Annotated in this window: 12 protein-coding genes; 3 read left to right on the top strand and 9 right to left on the bottom strand. The window is 63.4% G+C overall.

What is annotated here, in order from left to right:
* Positions 1-54 precede the first annotated feature (54 nt).
* A complete protein-coding gene (locus tag HA46_RS01210) occupies positions 55-867 on the bottom strand; it encodes an ABC transporter substrate-binding protein (protein WP_084881942.1) in 813 nt (270 codons plus the stop codon).
* Positions 868-1,062: 195 nt separating this feature from the next.
* On the opposite strand from HA46_RS01210, the gene HA46_RS01215 reads away from it, so the two are divergent.
* A complete protein-coding gene (locus HA46_RS01215) occupies positions 1,063-2,133 on the top strand; it encodes a LacI family DNA-binding transcriptional regulator (RefSeq protein WP_084881943.1) in 1,071 nt (356 codons plus the stop codon).
* Here HA46_RS01215 and yfaU read toward each other — a convergent pair.
* From yfaU to pdxR, 5 genes are all read right to left on the bottom strand, one after another.
* A complete protein-coding gene (yfaU, locus tag HA46_RS01220) occupies positions 2,127-2,927 on the bottom strand; it encodes a 2-keto-3-deoxy-L-rhamnonate aldolase (protein WP_084881944.1) in 801 nt (266 codons plus the stop codon). The two genes, HA46_RS01215 and yfaU, sit on opposite strands and share 7 nt — an antisense overlap.
* Positions 2,928-2,940: 13 nt before the next feature.
* Positions 2,941-4,230 carry an MFS transporter gene (locus tag HA46_RS01225; RefSeq protein WP_084881945.1) on the bottom strand — a complete coding sequence of 430 codons (1,290 nt, stop codon included), beginning with the start codon at positions 4,228-4,230 and terminating at the stop codon, positions 2,941-2,943.
* A 51-nt stretch (positions 4,231-4,281) separates the two neighbouring features.
* A complete protein-coding gene (gene rhmD / locus HA46_RS01230; protein ID WP_033793403.1) occupies positions 4,282-5,484 on the bottom strand; it encodes an L-rhamnonate dehydratase in 1,203 nt (400 codons plus the stop codon).
* A gap of 14 nt (positions 5,485-5,498) precedes the next feature.
* Positions 5,499-6,281, bottom strand: a complete 783-nt coding sequence (locus HA46_RS01235) for an IclR family transcriptional regulator (RefSeq protein ID WP_084881946.1) — start codon at positions 6,279-6,281, stop codon at positions 5,499-5,501.
* Between the two features lie 154 nt (positions 6,282-6,435).
* Positions 6,436-7,896 (bottom strand): MocR-like pyridoxine biosynthesis transcription factor PdxR, encoded by a 1,461-nt coding sequence (gene pdxR / locus HA46_RS01240; protein WP_033793405.1) that lies wholly within the window; start codon positions 7,894-7,896, stop codon positions 6,436-6,438.
* Between the two features lie 88 nt (positions 7,897-7,984).
* On the opposite strand from pdxR, the gene HA46_RS01245 reads away from it, so the two are divergent.
* Positions 7,985-8,698 carry a GNAT family N-acetyltransferase gene (locus HA46_RS01245; protein ID WP_084881947.1) on the top strand — a complete coding sequence of 238 codons (714 nt, stop codon included), beginning with the start codon at positions 7,985-7,987 and terminating at the stop codon, positions 8,696-8,698.
* A gap of 1 nt (position 8,699) precedes the next feature.
* Here the strand turns inward: HA46_RS01245 and opgB are convergent, their stop codons facing one another.
* Together opgB and HA46_RS01255 are read right to left on the bottom strand one after the other, a co-directional pair.
* Positions 8,700-10,991: a phosphatidylglycerol--membrane-oligosaccharide glycerophosphotransferase gene (gene opgB / locus HA46_RS01250; RefSeq protein ID WP_084881948.1), complete on the bottom strand. Its 2,292-nt coding sequence runs from the start codon at positions 10,989-10,991 to the stop codon at positions 8,700-8,702.
* Positions 10,992-11,190: 199 nt separating this feature from the next.
* Positions 11,191-11,580 carry a tautomerase family protein gene (locus tag HA46_RS01255; protein WP_033793408.1) on the bottom strand — a complete coding sequence of 130 codons (390 nt, stop codon included), beginning with the start codon at positions 11,578-11,580 and terminating at the stop codon, positions 11,191-11,193.
* Positions 11,581-11,766: 186 nt separating this feature from the next.
* On the opposite strand from HA46_RS01255, the gene HA46_RS01260 reads away from it, so the two are divergent.
* Positions 11,767-12,684: a LysR family transcriptional regulator gene (locus tag HA46_RS01260; protein WP_033793597.1), complete on the top strand. Its 918-nt coding sequence runs from the start codon at positions 11,767-11,769 to the stop codon at positions 12,682-12,684.
* Here the strand turns inward: HA46_RS01260 and HA46_RS01265 are convergent.
* Positions 12,658-13,677 carry a glycosyltransferase family 32 protein gene (locus HA46_RS01265; protein WP_084881949.1) on the bottom strand — a complete coding sequence of 340 codons (1,020 nt, stop codon included), beginning with the start codon at positions 13,675-13,677 and terminating at the stop codon, positions 12,658-12,660. The two genes, HA46_RS01260 and HA46_RS01265, sit on opposite strands and share 27 nt — an antisense overlap.
* Between the last annotated feature and the right edge of the window lie 398 nt (positions 13,678-14,075).

Here is a 14,075-nt window from a genome sequence, read left to right on the forward strand (position 1 = left end):
CGCGTGACGGGCGCGCCGTCACAGGTAAAAAGCTGAACGCTCAGCGCTCACGCACTACTGGCCGCCAGGCAGATACTGCTCTGGCATCGGCGAGCCGGGAAACCACTTTTGATAGAGCTGTTTCCAGGTGCCGTCCTGCATGGCGGCTTTGATAGCGCTGTCGAGCGCGGCCTTGAACGCCGGTTTGTTTTTGGCGATGGCGATGCCCGCCGGGGCGTCGAACGACGGAATATCGGCGGCGGAGATCAGCTTGAAGCGCGCGGCGTAGCTTTTGGCGGCTTCGTAGTCGAGGAAGACGGCGTCCAGCGTGCCGTTGTTCAGCGCCGAGACGGCGGCGTTATTGTCGGGAAAGCGCACCAGGTCGGTCTGCGTGAAGTGCTGCGCCGCGTAGCTCTCCTGCAGCGTGCCCTGAATCACCCCAAGGCGGCGCTTCGCCAGCGTCTCGACGTTCCTTACGCCGCTGTCGCTGCGCGTCAGCACCGTCAGGTAGCCCGCCAGATAGCCGGTAGAGAAATCCACGGTCTTCTCACGCGCCGGGGTAATGCCGATGGCGGCGACGGCGGCGTCGAACTGACCGTTGGCGACGGCGGGCAGGATGGCGGAGAAATCCTGTCCGACAAAATCCACCTGATCGATGCCCATGCGGTGCGCCACGTTTTTAAAGAACTCTACGTCGAAGCCGGTGAACTGGCCGCTGGCGTCGGTGAAGGTATAGGGTTTGGAGTCGCCCACGCTGGCGATGCGCAGGTGGCCGGGCTCCAGCAGGCCGTAAGGGTTGTCGCTGCTGGCCGCCAGCGTACTGAAGGAGAAAGAACAGAGTGCGATTGCGGCGCCGCACAGGGCGCTCAGGTGAATTGGCGATTTCATAGCTCATCCGTTTTTGCAGGTTAAACATCAGAGACGGTTGAGCCGGTAATAATAGTGTTTTGAGACCGGTCTCAACGCAGGCGACGATAAGAGAACAGTTGTTGTGAGACCGGTCTCAAGGCGATACAATGAGTTTAAGCACAGCCTTTTTTCGACGTCAATCTCTCTGTCATCAACCTGTGATTCGAATTAATTATGACCAACCAGAAAGCACGCATTAAAGCGCCCACCGTCGCCGACGTCGCCCGGGCGGCCAGCGTATCGAAAGCGCAGGCGGCCAGGGCGCTCGGCGGCTACGGCGCCGTCAGCGAAGAGGTGCAGACGCGCGTCAACCAGGCGGCAGCGGCGCTGGGCTACCGGCCCAACGAGGTGGCGCGCACCATGAACACCGGCCGCTCCAACACCATCGGCGTGATCGTCGGCGATATCGAGAACCCGCACTTCGGGCTGGCGCTGCGCGGCATGGCCGACGTGGCGCGCCAGGCGGGCTTTCATCTGCTGCTGGGCAACAGCGACGAGAAACTGCAGGCCGAACAGGATGCGGTGCGCGTGATGCTGGAGAAGCGGGTCGACGGCATCATCGTTGCGCCCAGCCAATCGGCGCGCGAAAAAAATGGCCATCTGCTGCAGGTGCTGGAAGAGGGGCGTGCGCTCCGGCTGTTCGATCGCGCGGTCATCGGCCTGGATGTCGAGGCGATCTGCTGCGATTTCACCGCCGTGGCGCGGGAGGCGACGCAGCGGCTGCTGGCGGCCGGGCACGAGCGCATCGCCTATATCACCAGCATGGAGCTGGAGGGCGCCTGGCGTGACGCAGCGGACTTTGGCCTGACGCCGGTGGCGCAGCGCGTCGGCGGCATCATGGACGCTTTTGCGGCGGCCGGCCGGGACTACGATACGTCGCTGATCCAGGCGAACGCCGGCGACGACGCGCAGATTGCGCGCATCGTCGAGGCGCTGTGGCAGCGCGCCGCGCCGCCGACCGCGATTATCGCCTCGGACAGCCTGGTGGCCATGTCAATGCTGCGCGCCGTGGCGCAGCGCGGGCTGCGCATTCCGCAGGATCTCTCCTTTATCATGTACGACAACTTTCCCTGGAGCGAAATCGTCGCGCCGCCGCTGACGGTGGTGGCGCAGCCTGTCTATGAGATGGGGCGCGAGGCGGCGCGCCGCCTGATTGCCGATATTCGCGGCGAGCGCGTCGGGCCGCTGCCCGCTTTTGGTGCCGAGCTTATCCTGCGGCGCTCCATCGCCGCGCCCGCTCAGTAGCTGCTGCGCGGCGCGCCTGAGGTCTGCTGGCGGAACTGCGCCAGCCGCCGATCCAGCGCGTCGGTGTAGAGCATGGTATCAACGCCGATGGCGACAAAGTTCGCGCCCCAGCTAATTGCCCGCTGCGCCATTGCGCTATCAACCGCCAGGAAACCGGCGGCTTTGCCCGCCTTGCGGATGTGGCGGATGCTTTGCTCGATAACCTGCTGCACCTCCGGATGCGAGGCGTTGTCGGGATAGCCCAGCGAGGCGGAGAGATCGGCCGGACCGATAAAAATGCCGTCTACCCCCTCGACTTCCAGTAACGCATCAAGGTTATCAATCGCCGTTTTGCTCTCCGCCTGGATCAGCAGGCAGAGCTCTTCATTCGCGCGCGCCATGTAGTTTTCTACGCGTCCCCAGCGCGCCGCGCGCGCCACGCTCGCGCCGACGCCGCGCGTGCCGGCTGGCGGGTAGCGCGTCGCCGCGACCAGCGTGCGCGCCTGCTCGGCGGTATCGATCATCGGCACCAGCAGCGTACGCGCGCCGATATCCAGTACCTGTTTAATCAACGCCTGCTGGAATTCCACCGGCCGGATCACCGGCTGGCTGCGGTAGGGCGCGATCGCCTGTAACTGATGATAGAGATCCTGCACCGTATTCGGCGCATGCTCGCCGTCGATCAGCAGCCAGTCATAGCCGCTGGTGGCGGCGATCTCGGCCAGATAGGAGGAGGTGCTGCTCAGCCAGAGGCCGAGCTGGGTTTCGCCGCGCGCCAGACCGGCTTTAAACGGGTTATGTAGGGGATCCTGCATGGTGCCTCCAGAGTTAATGTTTAGCTTGCGATGCCAGCGCAACGCGAGAGTCAGGGTTCAGGCCGAAAATCATCAGCGCGCCTGCGGCGGCGATAGCGGCGAGCACCAGCAGACCGGCGCTGCCGCTACTGAAAAGCGACTCGGCGTTGACGCGGATCAGCGGCGCGAGAAAGCCGCCCACCGCGCCGAACAGATTGACGAAACCGATGCCCGCCGCCAGCGCGCTGCCGGAAAGCAGCTGCGTCGGCATGGTCCAGAACACGGGCTGTACGGCAATAAAGCCAACCGCAGCCACGCTCAGCGCGACGATAGCCAGCACCGGCGAAACCAGCCCGGAAACGCCGATACCTGTGGCGGCGGCCAGCAGCGTCACCGCCGCGATACGGCGGCGTTCGCCGCTGCGATCGGCGTAGCGCGGGATCAGCCAGGTGCCGAACAGCGCCGCGACCCACGGGATAGCGGCCACCACGGAGGCGATAAAGCCCACTTTGGTGCCCAGCAGCGCGGCGACCTGCGAGGGTAAAAAGAAGATCAGGCCATAGACCGCAATTTGAATGGTCATGTAGATCAGCGCCAGATGCCAGACGCGCCCCTGGCGCAGGGCGTCGCGCAGTCGCGCAGTGGGTTTTTGCCGCTCCTCGCTCTCCAGCTGCTGCTGAAGCGCCGTTTTCTCTTCAGGGCTCAGGAAACGCGCCTGTGCCGGGCTGTTGTCGAGCCAGGCGAAGGTAAACAGCCCGGCGGCGACCGCCATCATCCCCTCGATCATAAACATCCAGAACCAGCCCGGATGGCCGAGAAAGCCGTGCATCTCCAGCAGCGCGCCGGAAAGCGGCGAGCCGAAGGTCAGCGCCAGCGGCGCGCCCATATAAAAGAGCCCCATTACGCTGGCGCGCTGCTGCTGCGGAAACCACTGCGAGGTGAGATAGATCATGCCGGGGAAAAAGCCCGCTTCGGCCGCGCCGAGCAGGGTGCGCACCAGCAGGAATTTAGCTTCGCTGTCGGCCAGCGCCATCGCCGCGGAGAGCACTCCCCAGAGCAGCGTAGTGCCGCCAATCCAGCTGCGCGCGCCGAAGCGGCGCATCAACAGGTTGGCGGGCACGCCGAACAGCGCATAGACCACAAAGAAGATGCCCGCGCCCAGCGCATAAGCCTCGTTGCTCAGTCCCGTATCGAGCTGGTACGCCTCTTTGGCGAAGCCGATATTGGCGCGGTCCAGAAACGCCAGCACGTAGAGCATCAGCATAAAAGGAATTAAGCGGGCGCGGTTTTTCCGCACCGCCTGTTGCACAAGGCTGTTCATCATCGCGATCCTCGTAGCAGGGTCAGGCGTCAGGCTGCCGTGCAGCCTGCGCACTTAGTGGGTATAGGGACGTTTCAGGCCGTCGCGGTTCAGCTCGACGCCGAAGCCGGGCTTGTCGAGTGCCGATTTGTGCAGCCGGCCGCGCGTCGGCACCGGCTCATTGATCAGCAGCGGATCGAACTGCGGGCGCAGCGTGCTGCAGTCCGGGCTGGTCATCAGGAACTCGCTGAACGGGCTGTTGGTAAAAGTGATCACCGCGTGATGCGAATAGACCGACGAGCCGTGCGGCACCACCAGCTGGCCGCGCGATTTCGCCAGCGCCGCCACTTCCACCAGCGTGGTGAGTCCGCCGCACCAGCCGACGTCCGGCTGCAGGATGTCGATGCCGGTATCGGCCAGGGTGCGGAACGAGCTCAGCGTGCCGTGATGCTCGCCGCTGGTGATCAGCATGCCCGGCGGCGCCTGACGTTTCAGCTGCGCATAGCCTTCGTACTGCTGCGGCGGCAAACACTCTTCCAGCCACTTGAGGTTGTAGGGCGCGCAGGCGTGCGCCAGTTTGGTCGCGAAGTTCACATCCTGGCTCATCCAGCAGTCGAGCATTAACCAGAAGTCGGGGCCGCAGGCTTCGCGATAGTGGGCGATACGCGCCGCCTCTTTGCGAATGCCTTCGTCGCCGTCGTGCGGCCCCCACTGCACCGCCATCTTGCCGCCGATAAAGCCCATCTCCTGCGCCAGATCGGGACGCGCGCCTGTCGCGTAAAACTGCAGCTCGTCGCGTACTGCGCCGCCCAGCAGCTGGTAGACCGGCAGCTGCGTCACCTTGCCGAAAAGATCCCATAACGCCAGATCGACGCAAGACAGGGTATTCATCACCACGCCGCCGGAGCCGGAGTAGAACATCGTCGCGTTCATCATCTGGTCATGGATCAGCTTGATATCGCTGACGCAGCGCCCCTCGATAAAGCGGTTCAGATGCTTTTCCACGATAAAGCAGCCCATCTCGCCGCCGGTAGAGATAGCGAAGCCGGTCTGGCCATTGTCCGCCTCGACCTCTACAACCAGCGTACCCAGCACGTTGATGCCGAACGACTGGCGCGACTGCTCATAGGCTTTGTATTTGCTCATCGGCGTGGCGATATGATCGTCGATCCAGTGGCCGCCGGCCTGGTCATGATAGTCGGCGCCCGCCGCCGCTCTCTCCGCGGTTGCGCCACCGGTAAACCAGGCGCGGACGGTTTTGATTTTTGGCAAGGTCATAGCACTCTCCAGAATTAAGAAGCGAAAGATTCCGCCGGGCTGCGCCAGCCCAGGGCGTAAGAAATATCGCGTGCGCAGGCCAGCGCACGGCCTGCCAAATAGTCGCGGTTGTCGTCGTCGATCTGCAGCCGCGTGCCGACCAGCGAGATCGCGGCGACTAACTGACGGCGGGCATCGAAGATCGGCGCCGCGACGCAGCGTACGTCGGGATAATCTTCCCCGTTATCGAAGCTCCAGCCCTGGCGCCGGATGCGCGACAGCTCGGCGCGCAACGCTTCTGCGCTGCGAATCGAGGTCGGCGTGACGGCGACAAAGCGCAGCTGGCAAATGATGTGCGCCTGCTCTTCGGCGGACTGCCAGGCGAGCAGGCATTTACCGATGCCGGATCGGTGCAGCGACAGGCTTTTGCCCTCATGGGACCGCACGCTGATGGTGGCGGGGGACTCTAGCTTCAGGATGTAGCAGGCGTGGCCGCCGTCGATGATGCCGAGATGGCAAAGCAGGTTGCTCTCCTGCATCAGCCGCGTCAGGCGCGGACGCGCGATTTCGCGGATATCCATCTTCTCCAGCGCATGCCCGGCAAACTCCACCAGCCGCGTCCAGAGGCGATAGCGATCGTTGCGATCGACAGTGATAAGGCGCTGCTTCTTCAATTCAGCCAGCAGCAGATAGGCGCTGCTCTTTGGCAGATTCAGGCCGTCGATAATCTCGGCCGCGCTGCTCGGGCCATGCTGGGCGATAAAGTTAAGGATGGCGATGCCGCGCGTCAGTGCGGGCACAGGTGTTATTTCCAGCATGCTGGACTCCAGTCTGATGGTCTGGAGGCAGTGTTGGTAAATCAGCGCTCGGGAAACGTGAGCTGCTTCAAAGAAGCCGGGTCAGGACAGGGTGGTTGCGCGCGCGACGCGCAGAGTGTGAGACGCGCCGCGCTGGCAGTACAGCGGGCTGGACTCAGCGCGGCGGCCGCGCCAGCAGCCGACCGATTTGCCGCACGCCCGCCTTAAGCTGCGCGCCGCTGGTGTTGCCGTAGCCGAGCACCAGCCCGCGCAGCGGCGTCTCCTCCGCGCAGTAGCTGGAGAGCGCGGCGGGCGCGTAGCCCGCCTGCCACAGCTGCGCCGCCAGCGCGACGTCGTCGATCTCGTCCGCCAGCCGCAGCACCAGATGCATGCCGCACTCGCCGCCCAGCAGCGGGACATTTTCGCCCAGCGTCTCCTGCAACGCCTGCCGCAGCGTCTGCTGCCGCTGCCGGTAAAGCCGGCGCATCTTGCTGAGATGCCGTGTGAAGTCGCCGCTGGCGATAAAAGCGGCCAGCGCCTGCTGCTCAAGGCGATTGCCGCCCCGCAGCAGCTCGTGCAGCGCCGGACGCAGCGGCGTCGCCAGCGTCGCGGGCAGCACCATAAAACCCAGCCGCAGCGCCGGAAACAGCGTCTTGCTGAACGATCCGATATAGATAACCGGCGCGCCGGGCGTCATCCCCTGCATCGCGCCGATCGGCTCGCCGACGTAGCGAAAATCGCCGTCGTAGTCATCCTCAATAATCCACGCCTGATGCGCCTGCGCCTGGGCGAGCAGCGCCAGCCTGCGCGCCGCGCTCATTACCGCGCCGGTCGGGTACTGGTGGGTCGGCGAGCAGAAGATCAGGCGCGGCGGGGCGCTCTGCCACAGCCGGTCGTCGGGCGCTAATCCCTGTTCGTCCACCGCCACCGCCTGCACGCGCAGGTTGCCTGCGAGCATGGCCGCTTTCGCGCCGCGATAGCCGGGATCTTCCACCCAGCCGATATCGCCAGGGTTGCTGAGCAGGGTGACGCAGAGCGACAGCGCCTGCTGCGCGCCCTCGGTGATGACGATCTGCTGCGGCTGGCAGCGCACGCCGCGCGTCAGGCTGAGATGCTGCGCCAGCGCTTCGCGCAGCGCCATCTCCCCCAGCGGATCGCCATAGCCCAGCAGGCGCTGCGGCGTGTCGTTCAGCACGCGGTTTAGGGCGCGTCGCCACGCGGCGAAGGGAAAGTGCGTCAGCGCGGGCACCCCGGCGCGCAGCGGCATCTCTTCGCTGCTGTAGCGATGGCCGGAGCGCAGCATCGCCACGCGCTCGGCTACCGGCGCCTGGCTGCCGACGTCGGCGGCGGCTGGCGCGGGCAGCGCAATCGGGCTGACGCGGCTGCCCCGGCGATCGCTAATCAGGTAGCCTTCCGCCTGTAGCTGCGTCCAGGCGTTAATCACCGTATTGCGCGACACCTGAAGATCCTGCGCCAGCTGCCGCGTCGCGGGCAGGCGCGTGCCCGCCGGAAGCTGACCCGCGAGAATCGCGCGCTTTACGCGCTGGCAGAGCTGCTGCTGCAGGGTTTCGCCGCCGCGCAGCGCGAGCGGGGCGGAGAGCAGCTGGACAGGCGAGGTCGAACGGGCGTCAGGCATGCGTGGATCCATCATTCTCTTAGGCCGTGGAGCTTTTTAGCCTACCAGAAAAGCGGCACGCTCGGGGTAACCACAACAAGGAGATACTATGTCGCACACCACCAATGAATATGGCCAACCGGTCGGCCAACCGTTAACGGACTGGCAGCCGCGTCCGCTGCCGCAGCGCGAAACGCTGGAGGGCCGCTACTGCCGCCTTGAGCCGTTAAGCGTGGCGCAGCACGGCGAGGCGCTGCGCGCCGCCTATGAACGGGCGCAGGATGGCCGCGACTGGACCTATCTGTTCGCCGGCCCCTTTGCCGACGAGGCGGAATGGCTCAGCTATGCGCAGCAGATGGAAAGCAGCCGCGATCCGCTGCACTTCGCGGTAATCGATCTTGAGAGCGGGCGGGCGGCAGGTACGCTGGCGCTGATGCGCATCGCGCCGGAGCACGGCGTCATCGAAGTCGGGCACGTCGCCTTTTCGCCGCTGCTGAAGCGCACGCGCCAGGCGACCGAGGCGCACTTTCTGCTGATGCGCTACGCCTTCGAACAGCTCGGCTACCGCCGCTACGAGTGGAAGTGCGACAGCCTGAACGCGCCTTCGCGCCGCGCCGCTGCCCGGCTCGGTTTTCAGTATGAGGGGGCGTTCCGCCAGGCGATCGTCTATCGCGGCCGCACGCGCGATACCCACTGGTTCTCGATCATCGACAGCGAATGGCCGCAGGTGAAGCAGGGCTTCATGCGCTGGCTGGCAGCGGATAACTTCGGGGCCGACGGGCGGCAGCGCGAAACGCTGGAGGCGCTGCGCCAGCGCCCCTGAGCTAGCTCTGCGGCACGATGCGGATATCCACCATGCCGATGCCCAGCCGACGCGGATCCTGGCCGGTAATATTGCCCACATTGCTCTGCTGCGGCTCCGGCGGCGCGATGGTCAGCGTATGCTCGCCTGCCGGATTGGTGAAGTGCAGGGTGGTGGTGGAGAGCTCCTCGCCCAGCGTCAGCAGCTGCTCCCGATCGCCGACGCGCACCGGAATCGGACGGTGCGCGTTGGGCCCGAAGGCGCGCGCGGTGATCACCAGATCAAAACGCGCGGGCAGCGGATCGACATATTCAATCTTAACCTCCGGCGCCAGGTTGGCGTTGGACCAGCGTCCCCAGTTTTCCCAGCGCGAGATGCCGCTGAAGCGCTTCACGCTGGCCGGCGCGCCCGGCACCGCGAACAAAAAGCGGTCGGCGTCGTAGCGGATATCATTCTCTTCGACGCGCAGCAGGTTTTCGTTGCGCTGATAGGTGGCCGGGCTCAGCGTCTGCTGCGGGAACCGCGCCTGACCTTTCCACTGCACATTGTCGATGCGCGCGACGCTCGGCTGGCCGCCGAGCTGCCCCATCGCCACGCAGAAGTCGGTGGAGAGCGCCAGCTCAGGCTGCCACAGACGCGCCATGCGGAAGCAGCGATCGACCCAGACGAACTTCTCGCTGGCGGTGAAGTCCGCCAGCTGGTAGCGCAGCGGCGCGGCATATTCCCCTTCCGGCAGCGGCTCGACGTGGTTCTCGGCGACGCGGAACAGGATCGGCAGCCGGAACGTCGCGCCGGAAAAGCTGAAGCTGTTTTTCGCCGTATCGATAACGAAACGATCGAGCTTTTTCGGGAAGTTCCACAGCTGAATAATATCCGCCTTCCAGCGGCTGATATGGCTCTGAAAATCGGTGAGCTGGCCCGCCAGCGTTGCGCCCGCGAGGCTGCTGCGGCCGAGGCCGATTGCCTTATCGCCGCCGAGGATATCGAGCACCGTCGCGCCATTATCCAGCGTGCTGCGCGGCTGGTCGATCACCTCTGCCTGCGGCCGATCGCCGCGGATCACCATAAAGAGATCGCGGCGCGGCTGCTTGATCAAATACTGATGAGCAGTGTTGTTCATCGCCAGATGATCCGAGGTCACCACGATCACGGTGTTTTTAAAGTAAGGGGACGCCTTAATGCGGGCGATCAGCCGCGCCACATGCTCCTGCGAACAGGCCACTGCGCTGAACGACTGGTTGGGCTTGCCCTCGTAGCTGTAGCTTTTGCGCTGGCAGCTGCGCGACACGAAGCCGTCGGGATGGTGCGTATCCACGGTCAGCGCGAACAGGGCGAAGCGTTTCTGCTGGCGCGACAGCGCCTCATACTTCTCGAACACCTCATCCATCACCGTGTCGTCGTAGTAGCCCCAGTTGTTGCGGTAGGCAGGATCGGCGACGCGATCTTTCAGCTCCTGCGAGCCCACCATATTAGCGGCATCAAAACCGTGCGATTTCAAAAAGATATCTTTACCGGCAAAGCGCAGATCCGCGCCCTGAATAAACCAGTTCTCATAACCGGAATTTTTGAGAATATCGCCGAGGCAGACGTTTTGCGGGTAGAAGCTGGAGAGCGCGGCGGAGGCGTTGCCGTCGAAGGGCGCGAACAGCGGAATGCCGCACTGCGAAGCGACCATGCCCGCGATGGTGTAGTCGGTGCCGGGCAGCTGCACGGTTTCGCTGAAATCCAGGCTCTGCGCCTTTTGCTGGCTCAACTCCGGCGCCAGGCCAGGGAAAACCTGCTCATCGAAGTAGGTGCGTTCCAGGCTTTCGCCGTAGATATAGACCAGATTGAGCTGCGGGTTGTTGATGACCTTCTGCGGCACCTTGTAGTAGCTGTCGAAGTCGGAGTCCGCCAGCCGGGTATGCGAGGCGACCAGGCTGGTGACCTGGCGAAACGCGGGCGTGGTCTGTACCGATCCGGCGGCGCAGGCGACCGCCAGCAAACTCCAGCCGAGATGGTGCGGCCGCTCGTGGCGGCGCAGCAGCCAGCTCAGCAGGCAGATCAACAAAAAAAGCAGCAGCAGCAGCCCGATGGCGGGCACCACATATTTACTGACGCCCGCGCCGGTCAGGCTGTTGGTCAGGGTATAGAGCACCGCGTCGTTGATGCCGTCCCCGGTGAAGTAGTTGCTGGCGAAGAGCGTGGCGTTGAGCAGGACGAACAGCACCAGCAGAAGCAGCACAAAGGAAAACCAGAGCTTATGACGGCCGGCTTTCCACGAGTAAACGGCAATGGCCGCCAGAAAGAGCGCCACTGAAACACATTCGGACAACGTCAAATCCTCTCTTGAAGTGAATGAGCGCTTCCTGCGCAGCCCGCGATGAGCATAGACAGACTGGCGTCAATCTATAATGGCTGTCATAGCGCTGCAACCTATGCCGTCCGAATTGTGCAGTGGGTAATCTTTCAGAGAGAAAAGCGCGCGACGGCCGCGCTGGCCGTCGCTGATAGCGGAGCAAAAAGGCGGGAAATCAAAGCCGACCGGTAAGGTATTGCGCTTCGCCGTCGGCGAAGCTCCAGTCGCCTTTGTCGTTGGTAATAAAGCTGATCATCAGATCATGGCCCTGCACGCCGCTGCTTTCGCGCAGCTCGCGCGCCAGCTCCGCCATAAAGCGCTGTTTCTGTTCGGCGCTGCGCGGGCTGGTATAGACGCGCACCATCACCAGGTTATCGCTGCGGCTAAAGCCGAGGCCGGTATCCTGGAAAACCATCTGGTATGCCTTGTTTTCATGAACAATCTGATAGCGGTCGCGTTCCGGCACCTGAAAGGCGGTCAGCACCGCGCGGTGCGCCGCGTCCAGCAGCGTGCGCAGTTCAGATTCGGAACGTCCCTGGATCACGTCGAATTGCAGTAGCGGCATCTTTTTCTCCTGTCGAGAGCGTAATTTAGATAGGCTGTACGTTGGCGCACAGGGCGCTGATGTGGGTAAGACCGCCCGCATCCTGGCGCTGCCAGCGTGCTGCTGTGACCGTTATCCTGACCTTTTAAGCAGGAAAGAAAAAGCGCCCCTGCTGAATTGATTATTCAATATAGTGAACAGTTCATGATGAAAGAGATAAAAACGGACGCGCTCTGGATCCATCTGCACTGGCTGCTGGTGCTGGCGGAGCAGGGCAGCTTTACCCGCGCGGCGGAGCGGCTGGAAGTGAGCAAAGCGGCGATGAGTCAGAAGATTAAAGAGCTGGAGCAGGCGGCGGGCACGGCGCTGGTCCAGCGCACCACGCGCAGCGTCCGGCTGACGGCGGCAGGCGAAAAGCTGGTGGAGGAGCTACGCGACCCGTTCGCGCGTATCGAGCAGAGCTTCTTCGGCGTGCGCGACGCCGCCGGACCGGTGCGCGGGCTGGTGAGAGTGACCGCGCCGGTGGCGTTCGCGCGCCAGCAGCTGGTGCCGATCGTCGGGGATTTCCTGCGCGCCTGGCCGCACATCCGGCTGCAGCTCGACGTCACGGACCGCCTCGTCTCGCTCAGCAGCGAAGGGTTCGATCTGGCGATCCGCCACAGCAGCGCGCTGCCGGACACCCATGTCGCGCTGCCGCTGTGCGAGACGCGCACGCTGCTGGTGGCCTCGCCGGACTATCTGGCGGCGCACGGCGCGCCGCAGACGCCGCATCAGCTGGCGCAGCACAACTGCTTATACTATCCGCGCGGCGTGGAAACCCCGCGCTGGACCTTTGTCGACGCGGCGCAGGAGCGGGTGCAGGTGAGCGTGCAGGGCAGTTTCGCCACCAACAACAGCGAGTCGATACGCGATGCGGCGCTACAGGGGCTGGGCATCGCGATGCTGCCGGACTTTAGCGCCCGCGAGGCGCTTGCCCGCGGCGCGCTGCGGCAGGTGCTGCCGCGCTGGCGAGCCGTGGAGGCCTTTGCGGAGAAGCTCTGGATCGTCAGGCCGTACGCCGCGCAGGTGCCGCGCGCGGTCACGACCTTTACGCACTGGCTACGCGCGCGCTTTGTCGACGCCTGAGGGCAGCGCCAGCGTCGGGCGCGTCGGCGCCTGCATCATCTCGCCCAGCAGGCTGGCGCGGTTATAGAGGCCGATACGCAGGTTAAAGTCGAGGTGCAGCCGCTCGTCGCCGCTCAGGCGGATTACGGGCGGCGGAGTTTGCGGCCGCTGACGAAACAGCACCGAACAGGCGAACGCGTCGCTGTTGCCGGCGTGCAGCTGCTGATAAAACCAGGCATTGGCGTCCGCTTTGCGTAAGTGGAAATTGACGCGGCGATACTCTTTTACCGCCACCTGCTGCGCCAGCGACAGCACCGCCTGCGCCGGGTGGTGAATTTTCTGTACGATAAGCGGATAGTCGTCGCGCTTCTTCAAATCGTTAATATAGTTCTGCACGCCGAGGTTTTTAATCGGCGCGAGCTGCTTCAGCCATTCGCGAATAAAGGCGTTGCCCGGCGCGGCGGCGATAAACCAGCCTTCGATAACCGGCGACAGGAAATTAAGCGTGCTGTTTTCGCGGTAATAGCCAATAACGTCCATCGGCTTATCCTGCTGAACCTGGTGCACCCAGTCGAGCTTCTCAAATAACAGCGTGCCGCAGTCGATACCGATGCCGCCGAAGCGGTGCAGCAGCTCCAGCCGGATAATTTCGCTTTTATGCGCAGAGGTCAGATCGGCGGAGATAAACGCCATCTCCGGCAGCCACTGCGTCAGCGTGCGCTGCGTTACCAGATGCAGGGTATGGTCGGGATTATCCTGACGCAGCTGATTGATATTCACACGCAGCGACGGCGGCAGCTGGTCGTCGAGCCAGACCATCCAGATGGTTTTCGGGATCGCCGCGGGCGCTTTCTCGGCAGAGAGGATCACCAGATTCTCCTCCTGGCTGGCATCATATTCCGGCGCGGAGAGGGCGCTGTGCTTTTTTTTCTGCCACAGCATTTGACTGCTGAAAGAGACGCGTTTCCAGCTGCGCCAGAGAGAGTATGCAGGATGTTGACGGTATGGATTCATGAGGCACCTGTTATTGTGATTATTGCGGCGGAGGTTTCCCCGGTGAGGCGTAGCGCAGCGCGCGCATGCATCTCCTCACGACTGTGTATAAAATCTCTTCATCAGTTTAATAAAGCATTATTTATATGCGCGCTACGACTTTTGCTGAATTTCAGATAATCCGGAAAGCGGCGCGCCATATTGTCGATTATCGGCTTACCGTCTGCCTTATATTTAAATAAGAGGCTTCTTCTCTTTATTTATCGCAGCGGCTAAAGATAATCCTGGTTTTTATCTCTCCTCTTTAGAAATAGCAGGGGCTGGCTGAGTGCTTCATCGCGCCTGGGGATTAGGGTGCTTGTTTAACCGTGCTGATGTATTCATCCGGGGATGGTGGCATAACCGCAGTTGTCTACGCT

This window comes from Pantoea septica, from assembly GCF_002095575.1.
GTDB lineage: Bacteria > Pseudomonadota > Gammaproteobacteria > Enterobacterales > Enterobacteriaceae > Pantoea > Pantoea septica.